The organism is Brasilonema bromeliae SPC951, from assembly GCF_012912135.1.
Lineage (GTDB): Bacteria > Cyanobacteriota > Cyanobacteriia > Cyanobacteriales > Nostocaceae > Brasilonema > Brasilonema bromeliae.
The window spans coordinates 1-19,159 of the sequence record NZ_QMEB01000108.1 but is presented as its reverse complement, the minus strand read 5'-3'; the positions used below and the strand labels follow the sequence as shown (position 1 = coordinate 19,159).

Here is a 19,159-nt window from a genome sequence, read left to right as displayed (position 1 = left end):
GGAACAGGGAACAGGGAACAGGGAACAGGGAACAGGGAACAGGGAACAGGGAACGGGGGACTCTGAACTCTTAACGTTTAACAGAACCTCGTAAAATCTCACTTTTGCAAGAGGTCTATTAGTCATTACTCAGGAGTTTTCACCTGACTTCCTCAACCCTCTGTGCTATTCTCAACTTTGCAGAACGAGCGCGGGGATTATTGACAATTTCTTCTTCTTGTGCTTCTATCGGCTTTTTCGTCAAGACCTGCAATAAAGGGGAATCTCTAAAACTGTGCTTGACGATGCGGTCTTCTAAGCTGTGAAAGCTAATAATTGCAATTCTGCCACCTGGAATAAGGGCTTGTGGTGCTTTGCTTAAAAAAGTTTCTAAAGATTTTAACTCGTCATTGACAACAATTCGCAACGCTTGAAAAACGCGGGTAGCTGGGTGAATTCTGCCGTAGCGGTATTTTGGGGGGACACAGGAGGCGATCGCCTCTGCCAATTCTGTTGTCGTGTGAAATGGACGTTGTTGAACAATCCGTCTAGCTATGCGCCGTGATAACCTTTCTTCACCGTATTTAAAAAAAATATTTGCCAATTCCGCCTCATCCCAATCATTAATCACATCAGCAGCCGTCAGAGATTGTCGCCTGTTCATCCGCATATCCAAATTTGCTTGGTGGCGAAAACTAAAACCCCGTTCCGAGGTATCCAAATGATGAGAGCTAACGCCCAAATCAGCAATGATTCCGGTAAACTTGATCAGTGGAAACTCGTAATTAGCAAAGTTGCTATGAATAAATTTTACACGTTCTCCAAGCGCCCCTAATATCTTTTGCGCCGCTGCCAAAGCGTCCTCATCCTGGTCAATAGCTGTGACGTGCACATCGGGTGCAGCCTCTAAAATCAGGCGAGTGTGACCGCCACCGCCTACCGTCGCATCCAAATAATGCCCACCGGGACGGACAGCCAAACCGTCAATTACCTGGCGACTAAGAACAGGCACATGAAAAAAATCTTGTACCTCCATTCCTTGCACGTCATGCTCCATATAATAATAGTTGAATAAGTGCAACAAAACGAAACATCAAACAAAAACCCTCAACTGCCAACCTCTCTCCAACTTACCGCTTAGTTCGCACTCTGTGCGACGGCAGTTTGCACCGTCGGGGAAACCCCACGAAGCGTGCTGCCTCGCCTGTGCGGTTCCATTTTAAAATTTTCCCAAACCGGAGAACACTCTTTTTATGGCAAGATTAGAAACCCGCACTGAACCCATGGTGCTGAACATGGGTCCCCACCATCCCTCAATGCACGGGGTGCTGAGACTGATTGTTACTCTGGATGGCGAGGATGTTATTGATTGTGAACCAGTACTCGGCTACTTGCACCGGGGAATGGAAAAGATTGCGGAGAACCGCACCAACATTATGTACGTCCCCTACGTGAGTCGGTGGGACTACGCAGCGGGGATGTTTAACGAAGCCGTCACTGTAAACGCCCCAGAAAAACTGGCAAACATTCCCGTTCCCAAACGCGCCAGCTACATCCGCGTCATCATGCTGGAGTTGAACCGCATCGCGAACCACTTACTGTGGTTTGGTCCGTTCCTAGCTGACGTCGGTGCTCAAACTCCCTTCTTCTATCAATTCCGTGAACGGGAACTGATTTATGATCTGTGGGAAGCCGCCACAGGTTACCGGATGGTCAACAACAACTACTTCCGCATCGGTGGCGTCGCGGTGGACTTACCCTACGGTTGGGTTGACAAATGTCTCGACTTCTGCGACTACTTCGTGCCTAAAATAGATGAGTACGAGCGCTTAGTGACCGATAACCCCATCTTCCGGCGTCGTGTTGAAGGTATTGGCACTATCACCCGCGAAGAAGCAATTAACTGGGGACTTTCTGGTCCAATGTTGCGTGCTTCTGGTGTGAAGTGGGACTTACGGAAAGTTGATCACTACGAATGTTACGATGATTTCGACTGGGACGTCCAGTGGGAAACCGTTGGTGACTGCTTTGCCCGTTATGTCGTACGGATGCGGGAAATGCGTGAATCTGTCAAAATCATCAGACAAGCCATCAAAGGACTTCCCGGTGGTCCCTACGAAAACCTGGAAGCTAAGCGCTTAGCAGCAGGCAAAAAATCCGAGTGGGATGCCTTTGATTACCAGTACATCAGCAAGAAAATTTCCCCCACTTTCAAAATTCCTAAAGGTGAAATTTACTCCCGTATCGAAAGCGGTAAAGGTGAACTGGGAATTTATCTGATTGGTGATGATAACGTCTTTCCCTGGCGGTGGAAGATTCGCGCAGCAGATTTCAACAACCTGCAAATTCTGCCTCATCTACTCAAAGGCGTGAAACTGGCGGATGTTGTCGTCATTCTCGGTAGTATTGACATCATTATGGGTTCTGTAGATAGATAAGGAAAATTTGAAATTTTGAACCGCAGATGGACGCCGATGGAGGCAGATGTTTTTCTGTTCTATCGGCGTCTATCTGTATGTATTTGGGTTTGCAATACGTCACCAGTCACTTTTACAGCGCTTATTCTTATCATTAGATCTCTTGCAAAAGCGAGATTTTACGAGGTTCTGTTAAGAGTTAAGCGTTTCCTGTTCCCTGTTCCCTGTTCACTGTTCACTGTTCCCTGTTCACTGTTCCCTGTTCCCTGTTCCCTGTTCACTGTTCCCTGTTCCCTGTTCCCTTAAAATCTTATGCCTTCCAATCAAGAACTATGTAAAGCGATCGCACACCGCATCACGACAAGTCCCCAAAAGCGAATCACTTTCGCTGAGTATATGGATATGGTGTTATATCATCCGGAAACTGGTTACTATTCCACAAAGGCGCTAAAGCTGGGAAAGGAAGGTGATTTTTTTACTTCTGTTCACCTTGGTGCCGATTTTGGTGAGTTACTGGCGGTGCAATTTTTCCAAATGTGGGAAGTTTTAGGACAACCTGTGCCATTTTCTTTGGTGGAAATGGGGGCAGGTCAAGGATTGTTGGCTTTAGATATTCTTAAGTATATCAAGCAGCAGTACCCTGATTTTTTTGATGTTCTGGATTATGTGATTGTTGAAAAATCTTCAGTTTTGAGGGAAGAACAACAGCAACACTTGCAAGAATTTTCTGTGCGTTGGTTAAATTTGGAGGAGATTCCAAGTCAGTCTGTTACTGGCTGCTTTTTTTCTAACGAGTTGGTGGATGCTTTACCTGTGCATCAATTTGTTTTGGAAGAAGGACGATTACAGGAGATTTATGTCACTACACAGGAAGAGGGAACAGGGAACAGGGAACAGGGAACAGGGAATAGGGAACAGTCAAAAATGTCCCTATCTACTTCTACTCCTGCACTATCATTTGTGGAAGTTGCAGATACGCCTTCAACCGCCAAACTTGAGGAATATTTTGAGCTTGTAGAAATAAATATCAGCTCTTACCCTGATGGTTATCGTAGTGAGGTTAACTTAGCTGCATTGGATTGGTTGAGTTTAGTGGCAGACCGTTTGCAGCGTGGATATGTGTTGACGATTGATTATGGTTACAGTGCTAGTCGTTATTATAATCCTATGCGATCGCAAGGTACCTTACAGTGTTACTACAATCATCAACGCCACAATGACCCGTATATTAATATTGGGAGACAAGATATCACGGCTCATGTTGATTTTACCACTTTGGAACGATGGGGTGAGCGCTGCGGATTAGATAAAGTTGGTTTTACGAAGCAAGCGTTGTTTTTGATGGCTTTGGGCTTAGGAGAACGAATTGCTGCTCTCTCTTACACAGACCAACCCATCTCACAGTTGCTGCATCGCCGGGATGTTTTGCATCAGCTTTTAGATCCTTTGGGTATTGGTGGGTTTGGTGTCTTGGTTCAAGCGAAAGGACTAACCAAACAAGAAGCTGCACAACCATTGAAAGGACTGAGTGTGCCAGAGCAAATGCAAATATGAAAAATTAAGCTCTATTAACAGTGTGTTGGTGATTGTTGGTCTACTATAGCAGTGATTACATTCGCAATTATATCTTTTGGAGAGTAAGAATTATGAGTTCTCATGATCTTTTGATGTTAGTGCTGCTACTGAGTCCAGGTCTTTTGCTTTCAGTGATGATTATGGTGACTTTTGCAGCAGGTGGCTGATGGAGAATAGGGGACAATAAGAGTGAGAGAGTGAGGGAACCAAAGACATTTCCTTCACTCACCCCAACTCCCCACTCCCTAAAGAATAGACGTCTTGCAAAAGTCAATTTTTATAATCACAAAACAAACAAATTCTCTGTGTTTGTTTGCGTCCAAAATTCGTAGATTTGTGGTTCCAAATACCCACCAAATCGGATTTTTGCAAGAAATAATTATGAGAATGAATGATGAGAAAAAGCGATCGCTTACCAAGGAAGGTGAAAAAATGAAGGTAGCATTTCTGGGGACTGGATTGATGGGACTACCGATGGCTCAAAGGTTGTTAGAGGCGAACGTACAGGTTATCGCCTACAACCGCACCCCAGAAAAGTTAGAACCACTCAAAGCAGCTGGTGCTGAAGTGGTCACACGCCCCTACCAAGCAATTAACGCTGCTGATTGTACCATTCTCATGCTGAGTAATGCTGGAGCTATATACAGTGTTTTGCTTTCGGATAGGTCTTGGCAAACTGTCGCCGGACGCAGCATTATTCAAATGGGGACAATTACTCCTACCGAAAGTAAAGAAATCAGAGATGCAGTTGTTGCTGCTGGTGGTGAATATTTAGAAGCACCTGTTTTGGGTAGCATTCCAGAAGTCAAAGATGGCAAATTAATTGTGATGGTGGGCGCACACCAAGAACAATATCAACGCCACCTGGAGTTATTCAAACATTTTGGTCCAGAACCTCTACTTGTCGGTCCTGTAGGATCCGCGTCGGCGCTGAAACTGGCGTTAAATCAACTCATTGCTTCCCTGACAACTGCTTTTGGTTTAAGTCTTGGTTTTGCCCAGCATCAAGGTATCAATGTGGATTTGTTTATGTACGTTTTGCGCCAGAGTGCTCTTTACGCACCGACATTTGACAAAAAGTTGCAACGGATGCTTGAGGGCAATTATGCTAATGCGAATTTTCCGACAAAACACTTGATGAAAGACGTAGATTTGTTTATCGCTGAGGCGAAATCGACTAGTTTAAATCTCAGCAGCATTGAGGGTGTACGCGACATCATAGATATGGCAATGAAAATGTCGTTTTCGGATGGAGATTACTCATCAATCTTTTCTGCAATTAATGCATCAACTGACGGTGCATAATCATCGCAGGAAAATTGTCTACTTATTCAGGCTCCTACGGAATTGAGATAACTTTTGAAATGTTCAGCTAGAATTTAAATATGGGGTTGCCGGAGAATGGTATTATGGTGATCTAATACTTGATAAATCTCTATACTTCCATTAGCTAGCCTCCTCCCGACTTGGCTTGAGTTTTTGGTTTCTTTCACAAGTTACTAGTTACAAAAATGCCTACTCCAGACTATTCATAGTAATATGATTAGCCTGGGTTCTCACTAACTCAAGCCAAGTTTTAATAAACCGATAGTTAGTCAAATCAAAGCCGCCCTCATCAGCTACGTGAGTATAGGCGTAGAGAGCGATATCTGCTATAGTGTAACGGTCTCCTAGGAAAAAATGCCTGGTTGTCAAATGTTTCTCCATGATATCGAGAGCTACATAACCTAACTCTCTCTTGGCAGTCAAAGTTTGCTGGTATTCGGATGGTGTTCCAAGATAGCGAGTGATGTAGCGAGCTACACCAAGATTTGGCGCGTGGCTGTACTGCTCAAAAAAAAGCCATTGTAATGTTTGAGCACGTTCCAGTCGGTTCTTTGGTAAAAAATCAGTGCCTTCACTGAGATAATATAGAATAGCGTTTGACTCCCAAAGAAATGTTCCTGTCTCAGTTTCTAACAAGGGGACTTTTCCATGAGGATTCTTAGCGAGAAAATCAGGAGTGCGATTCTCTTTTTTCAGAATATCAATATTTACCCATTCAAATTGTCTACATAACTGTTTCAGTAATAACTTGACTTTGTAGCAGTTACCTGATTCGTTAAAGCCATAAACCTTAAGCATCTAATTTTCTCCAAGCAAGTATTAATTGTCATTGAGATTGAAGCAATGAGACAGTCGTTTACGACTTCAAAACAGGTAAATGTTTAAACATCTCCTTGTATGAAGTTCTGTCTCAAAAAACTCTATCCTGCTATGGCAATCCGATTTGATTCGGAGAATCGCTCGCGCAGACGCTTAATAGGGAACGCTTAACAGTGAACAGTGAGTCCAGCGCTGCAGGCGGGTTTCCCGCCGTAGGCGACTGGCTAACCCGAAGGGTGAACAGTAAACAGTGAACAATTGATCACTGGTAACTGGTACTGCGGGTACTTGATAACTGATAAAGGTGTACCTAGCTTCGCAAAAATCAAAGAAGAGTCCTATCTTTTGACGCAGTATACTTTAAGATTAACGTACCGCTATTAATCTACCTGCTGCACCTCCGGTATAAGTATTTGTCTTTATTACTTTCGCACCGCTACTTTCTATTAATTGGATAAAATCAGGCATTTTTAACTGATTAATAATGCTTTGGGCTAAGTAGCGATATGGAGTCGTATCGGCAATAAAAGGACGTACAATCTGGGGTACAATCTTACTCATCCAGATAGTATAAATATTTCTCCACAGCACAGGCTTTTCTGGATAAAAATGGTCGAGTATGAGTAAACGTCCTCCTGGACGTAGGACTCTTAACATTTGTGCAAGTGACATTTCACGATTTGGAAAGTTACGGAAAGTAAACGCCGTTACCACTACGTCATATGTGCAATCAGGGCGAGGAATAGAACACACATCACCTTCAAAATAATTACTATCAGCGTCCATGCTACGAGCTACCGTCAGCATTCCAGGAGAAAGATCCATTCCCTCAATTTGTATTCCAGGATAAAAGCGATTCAAACATCTGGTAGACTCTCCAGTACCGCAACCAACATCTAGTATTTTTTCACCTGGTTGCAATTCTAAATCGCGTAAAGCTTGTCGATACCATAAACTAGTGTGCCCAAGAAAAACAAGAGTTCTTAAGAAATCATAACGGGTGGCAATATCGTCAAAGAGATTACGAATATAATTGCGTTTGTCATCTCCTTCTAATTTGGTTGCTTGCGCTGGAGTGACAGAAGAGTAATTTGTGTTCTGCGACATTTTATTTTTCTCACTGATGAGTTGCTTGCTAAGTAGTTGGATAAAAATATTATGCGTCGTTGCGAGCAAAGCGTAAGCGCAATTACATATAGCAATCCTAATTAAATCATGAGAATCTCCGCTTTCTCTTTCCTCTTTCCTCTGTGCTCTCTGCGTCCTCTGCGGTTCCAAAAAGAACAATTTCACAAATCATGTAGGATTGCTATAGTGACGTTTATTTATGTCCACTTACTTAATAGTAATTAGACAGTCGGGAGTAAAAATCCTATTCCTAGCAATAGTCCAAGGCTTAAGTACATGGACACAGCAATAAACTTACAGTTACTCACCTGATTAGGCTGGTCATGATAATTATTGACATGACGAAATAATTTGAGAGCGTAAAAAAGACTTACGAAACTTAGCAAACTCAGCAGTGGAAATATTTTTAATAAAACGAAGACAGCAATTAAAAAATATATTCCATATCCCCACCAAGACAATAGCCGCGCAGATTTTTTGGTACCCAAACGTACAACAGGTGAATACTTCCCTCCGGCTAAATCATCTTCAACTTGGTGAAAATGCGCGCAGAACAAAATTAAGCTGGTTGCTAATCCTACAATGACTGAAGCAGCTAAAGCAGTTAGAGACCAAGTAGGATTTTGATTGTAATAAGCTGCACTCACAGACAATAGACCATAGGTGATGAAGCAAATTATTTCACCTATACCTTTGTAGCCCAATCGAAAGGGAGGCCCTTGGTAACTGTAACCTAACAAACATGCAAGTAATACTAAGATAAGAAGCGTTACATCTTTTTGCCAAAAAGCTAATAGCGATGTTGTTAATATACCTACAATTAAAAATGAATTACCAAACCACAACCAAAAATTTGATGTTTCTTTGCCCGTCAAATTAATAAGAGAGTGTAGTTTATTGACATCTACCCCTGTTTCAGCATCAAACACATCGTTACTAACATTCACCCAAACTTGAATGCAAATAGATGCGAATAAAAATATCAAAAAATTTGTCCCATTAAAGTTTCTAGTCTCTGCGATCGCTACAGTTGTACCCACCCACAGAGGTATGAGAGCAACACTGTAAAGAGGAAGCTTAATTGCAGCCCGCCAAAGTTTTCTTCTAGATGAATTATCTTTATCTATTACTGTTGTCATTTGCAAAAAGTTTTTTCAAAAGGAACTTAACTAAGTGAACCGGAATCAACCAGGGTAAATTACTTCAGCTAAATTGCTCACTCGTAAATGAAATGAGACTTTTGGGAACTTTTAAAGATATTTCAATAATTTATCCCTAGAGTCGTATTTCTAGAATTGTTCTGATGGTAGTTGTTATTTTTTCTTATGATAAGTGAAAATGGTAAATTACAAAAAGAAAATTAACTTAAGTTCAAAAGATGTTTTAAGGGTTGCTTCCAACGAACTCTCTGGGCACATACTGGGCGATGCTCCCAAAAGGGCAATTGCCGGATGGGCAAACTTATGGCAGGATATCGCATTTGTGCATAATTAGCAACTTGAGTTATTAAGACAATCAATCAACAACTTTTTCGCATTGTCATACTGCGTTTCATCACCCGCCACAAGATTATCGAGTTGGCGTTTCATCAACTGCAACAGGTAGTCTGGGTTTGGCAACATCTCCACTGCTAGCAAGAAGACTTCTCGCCAGCGTTTCTCATTCATATGGTAGACAAGGTTTTGAAAAGCTTCTTCAGCATGTGATGGTGGACTAGCAACAATTTTTCTGGCAGCAAAGTATTTCTGAAAGATGATGTGGGAAAAGGAGTAAATACCTCTTGCTCGCTCAACCAGTAAACCATGCTGAGCTTCTATAGATTTCAAAATATCTTCGCTGTCAACTTGAAGTGTTTCAAAAAAAGTGCTAACCTCAGGAAATGTTTGGATATGATGGGAAATCCCTTGCTCAACGGCACTTTGCTTGAAGAAGTACTCCCCACGTTCAAAAGTTGTCCAAGCAATTTGACTGAGGATATCTTCTTTGTGCTGTCGGGAAAGTTGTTTATAAACCTGATTTCGCTCAATACCGCGCTTAGCATCCCATTTTTTCAGTAATAAATCCAGTCCTTCTTGATAAAGCTGCGAACAATGAGTTGGAAAATCTCCTGTTTCTTCAAACACCAGGCATAAGAGAGTCAGTAGCAAGGGATGAGTTGCGAGTTCACCAAGCGGCTGATTCGCGAACAGCCTTTGCACAAAGTGTTCTGCTTTCAGGGTATCTTGATTTTGAAACCATTTGGCGGCGAAGTCAGCGATTTGTTGGTCATCAAAATCGGCAACTTCCACTTCGGTGAACTCTTCAGGAGTATATTCCAAAGCTGCAATCCGACAAGTTATAACTATATAATTGGCGCAAAACCGCGATGAAACGTTGCGAATCTCCTGTAGCACTCGGTTAAGCTCAGTTTTCCTGACTTCATCTAATCCATCTAGTAAAAGTAGCGATCGCCCCCGACTCAAAAGCGTGAGAACTGCTTGAGGTTCAACAACTCCACATTCTTCAAATTGTGCTGTGATGTAGTCCAACAAGCTTGGTTGGTCTCTGGTCTGGGCAAAGTCCTTAAGGGTGATAAAAATTGGGACAGCATTGCACAAAAACTGACCTAAGTTACATTGGGTGGCGATCCATTTCAAAAACGTCGTTTTACCCGAACCTGGTTTTCCCCAAATCCAATGCTTGTTGTAGCGTTCTACCCTTACGGGTATCTCCTGAGCCTGCGGCACGGCTGCGCCGAACGGAGACGCTTCGCGTTCGCCCTCTGGGCGTGCGCTTGCGCTTACGGCACTTCCTTCAAGTCGGGGAACCCGCCCAACGGAGTGCCTCACTGCTTCAAGTCCTGACACCCGTTTTTGGTAAATGTTGTTCTTGTCACAATTATCATGCAATTCGGCAAGGGAAAGCCGCCTGCGTCCAGTGACTCGCTCTAAAATATTGATATCGGTGTATATACTCTCCAACCTCACTGGCTGCTCTTTATCAAGGAGCCGGATTATATTACAACGTCTGTGAATGTTGTCGTGAATTTTTTCTCGTACTGTCTGTACCAGACTCTCTATCTGGGAAGTACTTGCTGCATCATCTACATCTGGGAGTGAGCAAAAACTCGCAATCTCATCCCATTCCAATCCTAGTTTTTCGCAGATTGTGACAAAGATATAGCGATCAACTGGTTTACCTTGAAAAAACTTGCTAACTGGCTGACGGCTAATACTCAGTTCCTCTGCTAACGCCTGTTGCGTTAGTGAATTACGGATGAGCGCAGCTTGCGCTTTTTTCATACCCTCAGCAGATGCTTGAAGCGATCGCCTGCTCATTATACCCCATAAGAAATACTTGTTGTACGTATATTAACTGCTTTCACAATAAGTCATGCCTAAGTCATACAATTCTCAAACTTTACTTATACGCTAACTCACTCAGGAACATAGAATACTAGAATTGTAGTTATTTGACATCTCTTACATTATTTGAGTTTATCGCACAACAGATGATGAGAATGTCAAACGAGGTGAAATTATGACAGGAATTAGCGTGACAATAGATGCTCCTTGTGACAAAGACGTAATGCAACAAGCTCTAGGAAGTATAGCAAGGGGGTTTCAGGATTATCTGAATTCACTACAGCCGGACGAAATTAAAAACTTGGCCCAACAAATGGACAGCACTCCTAGCAAGGCAAAGTACTCCAAGGCTGAAACTGAGTTTGCTGCCAAACTTGGTGCCAATAAAATTAGTGATCAAGAACGAGGTAAATTAGAATTTGCTGCCCTGACTAGGAATTTTAAGTGGAGGCAAGAGTTACTTAAGTCTTCGTTAACTGCCCCTCAAGTCGCCCAAATGCTCAATACAACTCGTCAAACACCACACGATCGCCTGAAAAAGAACAGTTTAATTGCAGTTCAAGACAATGGAGTTTGGAAATTTCCCACTTGGCAATTTGATCCGCAAGGACCAGATGGCGTGATTGCTGGATTACCAGATGTGTTGAATGCCCTCAATGTTCCTGCTATGTCGAAAATTAGTTGGTTGACTCGACACAACAAAGCATTACACGGACTTACGCCTATAGAAGCCTTGAAAAACGGTCAAAAACATGAGGTTATTGCTGAGGCGTGTTGCGTGGGAGTTTATTAGCTATCTATTAGAGTTCATTCATCAAATGGTACTAACTTAGAAACCCGGGTGTTTGGAGTGACCCGGGTTTTAAGTATTTTTATTTATATAAATGATTTTTGAAATAATTACTGAAGTTATACTAAAAATTTTTCTAGAACTTACAAAAAACTTCCGGAATGACATGGATGGCTTGTGGATCTTCCAGTTGACAGAGTCTCTAACTTCAGATTTTGTAACGTTTCAAGGCTGATGGAACGTTAAATCTCCGAATTCTGTCAATCAACCAGAATAGGAGTGAAAAATGTGGTAAAAATAACACCCCCGCCTCCTTGCTTTGGCAAGCCGAAACCAAAATTTTATACCTTAAAGAAAGGTACGGAACTTTTAAGAATTTTTCGTCCTGAATATAATACTGCTGCCCTGACCTTTCGTTTTTGGGGTCCACTTCATCGCTTTGACCATCATTTGGGAGAGTGTCCCTGTGTTGGCGTTGCACAAGAGAATAATGATACTTGTGGATTGTGGACTGAGGAGGCGTCTTCTCCTACAGAGGAGACAGCCATTCCACAAAAACATTCCGTTCCTACTTGCTATAAACCATTGGAACGCAAAGCATGCGATGATCTAGAACGTGGGATATACTACGCTGCGCCTGTAGACCTACTTTCGAGCTGTTTAGTAGAAGTTTTTGGGGACGCAGGCTGTATAGAAATTACTGACCACCAGATTGCTATCATCACTACCACAAGTCGCATAAAATTATTGGATGTACGCGGTCGTGGTGCAATGCGAGCTGGTGCTAATGACGCAACTCTGGCAAAGACAGACAAACGTGGTATCAGTCAAGCTTGGTCGCGCTATTTTTATGAGCAAAAAGAAATATACCCTGATATTCAGGGGATTATTTACCGTAATGCTCATAATGATGAAGAGGCGATCGCAATTTATGAGTCTGCTAAACATCTGCTCACCTGTCTACCAGAAAACGTTTTTTCACTAAAACATGAATTGTTCCGGGGTTTAATTCTAAAAGCTGCAGAGGATAATAATCTTGAAGTAGAGCGTTATTGGTGATTCTCACGCTCTGCGAAAGTCAAAACAAAGAAGCAAGAGTATGGATAGTAAATCCGATAATTCTGAGTCTGGTAAAAGTGTAATTGCTAGGGAAGCAGTAGATTGGCTACTGCAACGCATCTTCCAACTTCCTAAAAAATGGTTAATTATTAGTATTATTCTTATTCTTATAAGTACTTGTGAAATAGGCTGGAGCAAAAAAGAATTATTTTCATTTAAATTTAGAGTGACGAATACAACAGCTATTTTTTTGTCGCTGATTTGGTTACCATCTATATTGAAAGTTTTTGCTTTGAGTGGGGGAGCACTCAAGACACCCTTGGGAGAAATTGGTGGCTCAGGTATGAAGACTATGCTAGAGTCATTAACTGGTGATTCACTCGGATTTCTCATCGAGCAAACTAAGCGAGCAGAAGAAGTTGCTCCACCGAAACAGCAAGAAGAAATGCGTCAAATTCGTCGAGAATGGCAGAAAGTTTACGCCTCAACAGTTCCAGTGTCAGACGCCAGACAGGAAATGGAGGGTTTAGCTGAACGCTACAAGCAACTGAGAATAACAATGTCTTCCGGACCACAGCGAACATTTGAAATGGAGTCTGTAACTGGACAGATGCGTGCTTTAGCTCCAGAGGTCAAATATAGTGTACAAGAAGTTAAAGACCTTTTGCAATCACCGGATCAAGGGAAACGCTTGCTAGGACTTTCTGTTGTCGAGTGGTCTGGTGATGCGATATATTTTGATTTGGTTTTACATCTGATTAGTCATTCAGAAACAGCGTTTGAGCAAACGAGTGCATTGCGATCTGTGGGAAAAATGGTGTCTAAGCTGGATACTCACCAGAAGAAAAATTTGCAAGCAGCAATTATTGAACAGCGTAACTTCAATGAAAAGGAACAGCGTTGGATTAAGCCTAATTCTAATCGTTGGGTATTGAGCGATCGCATCTTATCAGCACTTAATGAATAAGTGTGACTTGCAGCATTTTGAGGAGACAAATTGGTGATTCATATAAACACACAAACACTGCCGTGTTGGGATATGAGTGGACTGTATCCCGATATTGAATCAGCTGAATTTACATCCTCACTCCAGGTTTCCATCAAAGCTATCGATGAATTTGAGGCTCTGTGTAACCAGTATCATGTTGGTTATCCGCTTCCAACTATCCTTGACAAAAACACTGTTGCACGCTTAGAAAAAGTTTTGGTTCACTACAACGAAACTTTGGAAACTGCCGAACCAATGCATAACTATCTTCGTTGCTTGATGGCAGTAGATTCTTTTAACCAAACAGTACGGAAGCATTGGAGTACTTTCCAGGTGGTGTATGCCCGCTTATCACTTCTCAAAACGCGGTTTTCTGCCTGGTTAGGTTCACTAGACATCACACAACTGATAGCTGACTCACCTTTAGCACAAGAGTACTCTTTTGTACTGCGCCAAAGCCAAAAGCAATCCCAATACCAGATGTCGGCACAGGAAGAGTCTCTAGCAGCTGAACTGCAAATTACAGGTAGTCAAGCATGGCTAGACTTGTATAACCAATTGACCAGACAGCGAAGGGTATTGGTTGAAATTGACGGTGAGACTCGTTCACTACTACCCACAGAAGCACAGCAACTGGGACGCCACCATGACCGCGAAATACGCCGCCGAACCTACGAAGCAGAGATAGCTTCATGGGAACAGCTAGCAGTGCCTCTGGCAGCATCTCTCAATAGTATCAAAGGTGAAACATTAACTTTAGTTAAACGGCGTGGGTTAGCTTCACCGCTAGAAATAGCTCTCAACAGAGACCATATCAACCAAACGACACTTGATGCAATGCTGATTGCAGTGCGCGAGGCGTTGCCTGACTTTCGACGTTACTTGCACATCCGCGCCAAGGTACTTGGTTTGCCAATTCTTGCTTGGTATGACAGAGGGGCGATACTGAACGAGCAGGGGGAGGTGTGGTCGTGGAAGCGAGCTGTCAATTTAATTATTGAACAATTCACAGCCTATTCGCCTCAGCTTGGTCAAATGGCTGAGCGAGCATTTCGCGATAAGTGGATAGATGCTCTCCCTCGTGCTGGGAAAGATTCTAATGGTTTCTGCTTACCTCAACGCGGCGACGAGTCGCGCATCCTCGTCAACTACACGCCAGTTTTCAAAGAAGTAAGTACATTAGCCCATGAACTTGGTCATGCTTACCATTATATGAAGCTGGCACAGCGACCCATGCTTCAACGTACACCTGTTCCCTTAACCTTGGCTGAGACGGCAAGCATCTTTTGTGAGACATTAGTACGTCAGGGTGCATTACTAAATACTAATAAAGGTGAACAAATCAATATTTTGGATGCCTACCTCTCGTCAGCCTGCAACCTAGTTGTTGATGTATATAGCGTCTTTACCTTTGAGCAGCGGCTGTTTGAACAACGAAAACACACCACACTTTCTGTAGATGCACTCAATCAGATGATGCTAACAGCGCAACAAGAAGCCTACGGTGATGGACTCGATTCAAACATGCTCTTTCCTTATCAATGGGGCAGAATGCTACTTTATTACATAGAAACTTTCTACAACTACCCCTATACTTTCGGACTTTTGTTTGGACTGGGACTGTATGCTTGCTATAAAGCAGAGCCAGAGTCATTTAGAACCAAATATGATGATCTGCTGACCTTAACAGGAATGGACTGTGCTGCCGAACTAGCAGCACGTTTTAATATCAACATTTGTACACCTGATTTCTGGCGTCTTGGACTAAATCTCATACAACAGGATATTGAACGCTTTCAAGTACTCGTCAGCTAAGGAGAGACACAGATCCCCGACTTCGCCAAAGTTGTCACTGCTATATATAAGTCCTAATTTCCAAACTCTCAAATTTCCTACCTTTCTTACTTTTTTAAGAGAAATAACCTAACTTTCTTACTTTTTAATAAAGCCAGAAACCTGCTAGTATTTAGGCTAATTTCTCGGCCAAAAAATAGTTTTTGATTTGAAAATCCATTTACAAAATGTAACTTTTTCGGAAAAGTTAACGCTTTAAGTATTCTTTTTCAGATAGAGTTAGCTTCAGGAGTGCCTACCGTGAACAAGATTCAACTGGCTTTGGTTGTTAGCTACCTTCTAATAACCTGCTATTTTTTGATGAATTGGTTAATTTTTTGTATTCGGCATCCAAACTCTTCTCCAGAAGGAAAGTTTTTAAATTTGGTAATGCTTGTTATCACAACTAGCTTCTGGTTTGTGATTATTCCTATCTCTTGTCTAGAAATCTTGAAGACACGGAAACTAGAGGTTAGCATTGTTGTACCTGTTATCGTTGCGCTTTCTGCGTTTAGCATGTATCTGTATACATTTTTGACAAGTTAAGAAAATTGCTTTGACCCACTAACAACTAACAACTCACTCATTACAACTTAGGCAGAATTTCTGGTAACAATTGACCAGGAACTTTAGACAAAGCCAAATTTTGCCCCTGTATGCCTAATTCATTATGGAAAGCACGAATCGTCTTGACCACATAACCAAAAGTTGTTTGATAAGCTTCAGGTTGTTTACTCATTCCATTCAAGGCTTGCAAGTGATTGTCTAATGCTGCTTCTAAATGTTTAGAACGGCTTGCTTTATCACCATCAAAATACTGGTCAGTGGCTAATTGATAATGAGCAAGTCCGAGATTATTGTGAGTAGCCAACACATCAAAATTCAAAGCCATACCGCTAAGTGAATGAGCAAGACTAAGCGCTTCTTCATATGAACTAATGCACTGTTGTAATAACTTTTGCCGCTCATCTTTGGAAGTTTGTGATTGATTTGCTAGGTGCCAATAGGCAGTTCCAAGGTTATTTTGGGTGGCGGCGCAAGCGGGAGGAACATTAGCGGGAGTTCGATATTTCAGTGCTTCGCGGTAAGCATCAATAGCGAAGTGCAGATTTTCTGCTGGTTGCTCGTATTGTGCAATATTCCAATATGCTGTGCCTATATTGTTTTGAATCATCCCATATTTCAGCGGTTCTTCCTCGGGGCTGTAATAACTAAGCGCGAGTTTATAAGCTGCAATGGCTTTCTTGAGATGCTCAACTGGTTGATTGTATTGTGCTAAATGCCAGTAAGCTGTGCCTAAATTGTTTTGGCAAGCAGCATACTTTAACGGTTCTATATGATCTGTACGCAGGGAGAGTGCTTCGCTGTAAGCTAAAACTGCTTGTTGCCAGTTTTCAGCAGGGTTAGTAAAACGAGCTAAATCACCATAAGCTGTCCCTAAATTATTTTGTACACGAGCATATGTTTCAGGGTGACTTTCTGGTGAAATCAGCTTCAACGCCAAATGATAAAATTCAATTCCCTGTTCTATGTAAGCTTGTCCTTCCTCAGAATTGGGTGGCGTGCGGTAAAGCATCCAGTAGAGTGTACCCAAGTCATTTAAGGTATCAGGAACTTGGGGTGAATCGTCATCATGAGTGATGGATTCTTGATACGTAAGAATTGCCACCATCAGGTTTTCTAAGGTAGACTGTCCTTGCTCAATACGAAGGCGATATAAGTTTCCTAGGCGGTGATAAGCTGCTGCCAGCTTGACATTTGATGCTTGTTGGGTGTGTAATTGTTCTATCTCCTCCAGAATTTGCTTCACTTGTAAGTTCTGCTCATCGTCTTGGGCGATTGTCGTGTTAATCGTTGCGAGTACTAGCTCTGTTAACTCTTTGCTAATATGAGATGTCTGCTGAGGTAATGAGCTATCGTTGGTGCTGAGTTTATCAGTGGGTTCCTCTTGAAGAGGTTTGTTTGTTAATTTTTCTGATTTTGACGGAGGAACCTCCTGCGGTTTTTGTCCACTATTCACTAATGTTTGTGTTGGAAAATCGAAATCATCTTGAATGACTGATTCTTCTAAGATGGGTTGCTCAACATTGCCTAACTCCAAACTTCTAGAACCGGAAAAACGTTCTGGTGAGGTTTTGTTTTGAGTTGTCGGTGTGGGTTCTCCGGCGAAGACAAAAACACCGGTACGGTAACGCCAAAACTGTGGTGCTGATTGCTGGATAGCATACAACCAAGGACGCGGCACCCACAAGAGTAAACTGGATTCAAAGTTAGACAGTTGTTGCTCAGTTAAACGCAGATAGTGCAAAAATAACCGCTGTACTGCTACTGGCTGTCTAGTGAGCTGTTCCACACCTACAATCTGAAATGCTGGTACTGGTAATGATCGCCCTGGATTGTCTTTTGATGCTCCAACAATAGGTGGTGGATAATTAGATAACCATTGATTTATCTGAGCGATGAGATTAGGATCGCTTAAATTCAGCCGCAAGGTGACTAATCGGGGATAGGCTGGTGTGCTAGCTTCCTGTGTATTTGATGGCTGATACAGCACTTGCCCAACAGGATAAGCCAAAGTTGAATGCAAACGCGCCGCCACCTGATTTCTCAGGTTTAAATCATCACACACCGCCAAAAAGATTTGACGTCTTAAACCGAGACTGAGAGCAAGTTTCAGGCGATGATACACTTGCCGATTCCACGCAAAATTATCTGAGTGTGTACTTTCATTTACGCTCATGGCGGCTAAAGAGCCAAAACGCAGTGGATATACCCTCTTGGGGTGCATGCAGGCAGTCTGTAAATCTAACCATGACTATGATTTTCAGCTCATTCTTGCTTTGCTCAGGATAAATCTATTCTTTGAAAGATCAAAGAAGCTAAGTATACAATTACACTTTAAACAAAGAAATTATTTTAAATAACTTATTATAAATATTTATTATAAACAACAATAAACCAGGCTCCGATCAAACTGTGAGCCTGAAAAAGCTTAAAAAATGAAATTACTAAGTTTTTAATATCACTTTTTATCAACTGACGCTGGAAACCGAGAAAGCAACAAAAATCAAGCCCATCACTAAAATGGCAGCAGTCACTCCCAGGATAACGTAGTTTCGCTTTTGACCATCACTAGGAGCTTCTGCTTTATAAACTTTGGGTTCACGGGCAAAGTTATTTAGACGACCACCCTCTTCTGTTGTGTAAGGCATGAGTATAATTCCTTATCCTGTTCATTCATTTAATTTAACATAAACGTTAGATTCACTCTTCAACATATGATACAAATCTTTATCTTAGTCTTTAGTGCTTAATCATTAGTAACAAAGCACTAAGAAGAGGAGGGAGTCAGAGACAATTTCCCTGACTCCTGCGAGGTTGATTTATGATTAACTAGTAATCGTCCCAGTCAAAGGTGAACTGGCAATAGCGTATGTTTTGAGAGGCATTCTGCCAGCAAGATAAGCCAAACGACCAGCAACTGTTGCCAAATTCATGGCATGAGCCATTGCAGGTGAGTTTTGTGCGAGGGCGATCGCACTATTAATTAACAAAGCATCTGCGCCCATTTCCATCGCTTGCGCCGCCTCTGAGGGCGCTCCAATGCCCGCATCTACCACCACTGGCACCTTAGCATTTTCAATGATGATTTGAATATTTGCAGTCGTTTTTAACCCCTGTCCAGAACCAATGGGTGAGGCTAAAGGCATCACCGTTGCACAGCCAGCTTCTTCCAAGTGCTTCGCCAGCATCGGGTCTGCATTGATATAAGGCAACACAGCAAAACCTTCCTTTACCAGTTGTTCTGCTGCTTGTAAAGTGCCAATGGGGTCTGGTAGCAGATACTTGGGGTCAGGTATCACTTCTAATTTAACGAAGTTGTTGTCTTCCTGTCCTAAAA

15 protein-coding genes are annotated in these 19,159 nt (G+C 42.2%); 7 read left to right on the top strand and 8 right to left on the bottom strand.

Annotation, left to right across the window (positions count from 1 at the left end; all coding sequences use genetic code 11):
• Positions 1–139: 139 nt before the first annotated feature.
• On the bottom strand, positions 140–1,036 hold the full coding sequence (gene rsmH, locus DP116_RS14960) for a 16S rRNA (cytosine(1402)-N(4))-methyltransferase RsmH (RefSeq protein WP_169155941.1): 897 nt from the start codon (positions 1,034–1,036) through the stop codon (positions 140–142).
• A 196-nt stretch (positions 1,037–1,232) separates the two neighbouring features.
• On the opposite strand from rsmH, the gene DP116_RS14955 reads away from it, so the two are divergent.
• From DP116_RS14955 to DP116_RS14945, 3 genes are all read left to right on the top strand, one after another.
• On the top strand, positions 1,233–2,417 hold the full coding sequence (locus DP116_RS14955) for an NAD(P)H-quinone oxidoreductase subunit H (RefSeq protein WP_169155940.1): 1,185 nt from the start codon (positions 1,233–1,235) through the stop codon (positions 2,415–2,417).
• Positions 2,418–2,708: 291 nt separating this feature from the next.
• Complete coding sequence (locus DP116_RS14950; RefSeq protein WP_169155939.1) at positions 2,709–3,950, top strand: class I SAM-dependent methyltransferase; 1,242 nt, start codon at positions 2,709–2,711, stop codon at positions 3,948–3,950.
• A 453-nt stretch (positions 3,951–4,403) separates the two neighbouring features.
• Positions 4,404–5,276 carry an NAD(P)-dependent oxidoreductase gene (locus DP116_RS14945; RefSeq protein WP_169155943.1) on the top strand — a complete coding sequence of 291 codons (873 nt, stop codon included), beginning with the start codon at positions 4,404–4,406 and terminating at the stop codon, positions 5,274–5,276.
• A 210-nt stretch (positions 5,277–5,486) separates the two neighbouring features.
• Here the strand turns inward: DP116_RS14945 and DP116_RS14940 are convergent, their stop codons facing one another.
• The 4 genes from DP116_RS14940 to DP116_RS14925 form a co-directional block, all read right to left on the bottom strand.
• A complete protein-coding gene (locus tag DP116_RS14940) occupies positions 5,487–6,095 on the bottom strand; it encodes a glutathione S-transferase family protein (RefSeq protein ID WP_169155938.1) in 609 nt (202 codons plus the stop codon).
• 387 nt (positions 6,096–6,482) lie between these two features.
• Positions 6,483–7,223 carry a class I SAM-dependent methyltransferase gene (locus DP116_RS14935; RefSeq protein WP_169155937.1) on the bottom strand — a complete coding sequence of 247 codons (741 nt, stop codon included), beginning with the start codon at positions 7,221–7,223 and terminating at the stop codon, positions 6,483–6,485.
• Positions 7,224–7,465: 242 nt separating this feature from the next.
• On the bottom strand, positions 7,466–8,383 hold the full coding sequence (gene menA, locus DP116_RS14930; protein WP_169155936.1) for a 2-carboxy-1,4-naphthoquinone phytyltransferase: 918 nt from the start codon (positions 8,381–8,383) through the stop codon (positions 7,466–7,468).
• Positions 8,384–8,734: 351 nt separating this feature from the next.
• On the bottom strand, positions 8,735–10,561 hold the full coding sequence (locus DP116_RS14925) for an NACHT domain-containing protein (protein WP_169155935.1): 1,827 nt from the start codon (positions 10,559–10,561) through the stop codon (positions 8,735–8,737).
• 202 nt (positions 10,562–10,763) lie between these two features.
• On the opposite strand from DP116_RS14925, the gene DP116_RS14920 reads away from it, so the two are divergent.
• The 4 genes from DP116_RS14920 (at position 10,764) to DP116_RS14905 (ending at position 15,240) form a co-directional block, all read left to right on the top strand.
• Positions 10,764–11,381, top strand: coding sequence for a hypothetical protein (locus DP116_RS14920; RefSeq protein WP_169155934.1), 618 nt, complete (start codon positions 10,764–10,766; stop codon positions 11,379–11,381).
• Between the two features lie 285 nt (positions 11,382–11,666).
• Entirely contained in the window at positions 11,667–12,437 is a 771-nt protein-coding gene (locus DP116_RS30190) for an RES domain-containing protein (protein WP_339381461.1), read from the top strand.
• A 40-nt stretch (positions 12,438–12,477) separates the two neighbouring features.
• Positions 12,478–13,404 (top strand): hypothetical protein, encoded by a 927-nt coding sequence (locus tag DP116_RS14910; RefSeq protein WP_169155933.1) that lies wholly within the window; start codon positions 12,478–12,480, stop codon positions 13,402–13,404.
• Positions 13,405–13,437: 33 nt separating this feature from the next.
• Positions 13,438–15,240 (top strand): M3 family metallopeptidase, encoded by a 1,803-nt coding sequence (locus DP116_RS14905; RefSeq protein ID WP_169155932.1) that lies wholly within the window; start codon positions 13,438–13,440, stop codon positions 15,238–15,240.
• 604 nt (positions 15,241–15,844) lie between these two features.
• Here DP116_RS14905 and DP116_RS14900 read toward each other — a convergent pair.
• The 3 genes from DP116_RS14900 to DP116_RS14890 all read right to left on the bottom strand — a co-directional run.
• Complete coding sequence (locus tag DP116_RS14900; RefSeq protein ID WP_169155931.1) at positions 15,845–17,998, bottom strand: tetratricopeptide repeat protein; 2,154 nt, start codon at positions 17,996–17,998, stop codon at positions 15,845–15,847.
• Between the two features lie 292 nt (positions 17,999–18,290).
• Positions 18,291–18,470: a photosystem II assembly protein Psb34 gene (psb34, locus tag DP116_RS14895; RefSeq protein ID WP_169155930.1), complete on the bottom strand. Its 180-nt coding sequence runs from the start codon at positions 18,468–18,470 to the stop codon at positions 18,291–18,293.
• Between the two features lie 177 nt (positions 18,471–18,647).
• Positions 18,648–19,159, bottom strand: a 512-nt coding sequence (locus tag DP116_RS14890) for a beta/alpha barrel domain-containing protein (protein ID WP_479686318.1), incomplete at its 5' end; no start/stop codon positions are given.

Excerpts from the sequence above, each read along its gene's own strand:
- rsmH (WP_169155941.1), bottom strand. The coding sequence starts at position 1,036 with ATGGAGCATGACGTGCAAGGAATGGAGGTACAAGATTTTTTTCATGTG.
- DP116_RS14955 (WP_169155940.1), top strand. The coding sequence starts at position 1,233 with ATGGCAAGATTAGAAACCCGCACTGAACCCATGGTGCTGAACATGGGT.
- DP116_RS14950 (WP_169155939.1), top strand. The coding sequence starts at position 2,709 with ATGCCTTCCAATCAAGAACTATGTAAAGCGATCGCACACCGCATCACG.
- DP116_RS14945 (WP_169155943.1), top strand. The coding sequence starts at position 4,404 with ATGAAGGTAGCATTTCTGGGGACTGGATTGATGGGACTACCGATGGCT.
- DP116_RS14940 (WP_169155938.1), bottom strand. The coding sequence starts at position 6,095 with ATGCTTAAGGTTTATGGCTTTAACGAATCAGGTAACTGCTACAAAGTC.
- DP116_RS14935 (WP_169155937.1), bottom strand. The coding sequence starts at position 7,223 with ATGTCGCAGAACACAAATTACTCTTCTGTCACTCCAGCGCAAGCAACC.
- menA (WP_169155936.1), bottom strand. The coding sequence starts at position 8,383 with ATGACAACAGTAATAGATAAAGATAATTCATCTAGAAGAAAACTTTGG.
- DP116_RS14925 (WP_169155935.1), bottom strand. The coding sequence starts at position 10,561 with ATGAGCAGGCGATCGCTTCAAGCATCTGCTGAGGGTATGAAAAAAGCG.
- DP116_RS14920 (WP_169155934.1), top strand. The coding sequence starts at position 10,764 with ATGACAGGAATTAGCGTGACAATAGATGCTCCTTGTGACAAAGACGTA.
- DP116_RS14910 (WP_169155933.1), top strand. The coding sequence starts at position 12,478 with ATGGATAGTAAATCCGATAATTCTGAGTCTGGTAAAAGTGTAATTGCT.
- DP116_RS14900 (WP_169155931.1), bottom strand. The coding sequence starts at position 17,998 with ATGAGCGTAAATGAAAGTACACACTCAGATAATTTTGCGTGGAATCGG.
- psb34 (WP_169155930.1), bottom strand. The coding sequence starts at position 18,470 with ATGCCTTACACAACAGAAGAGGGTGGTCGTCTAAATAACTTTGCCCGT.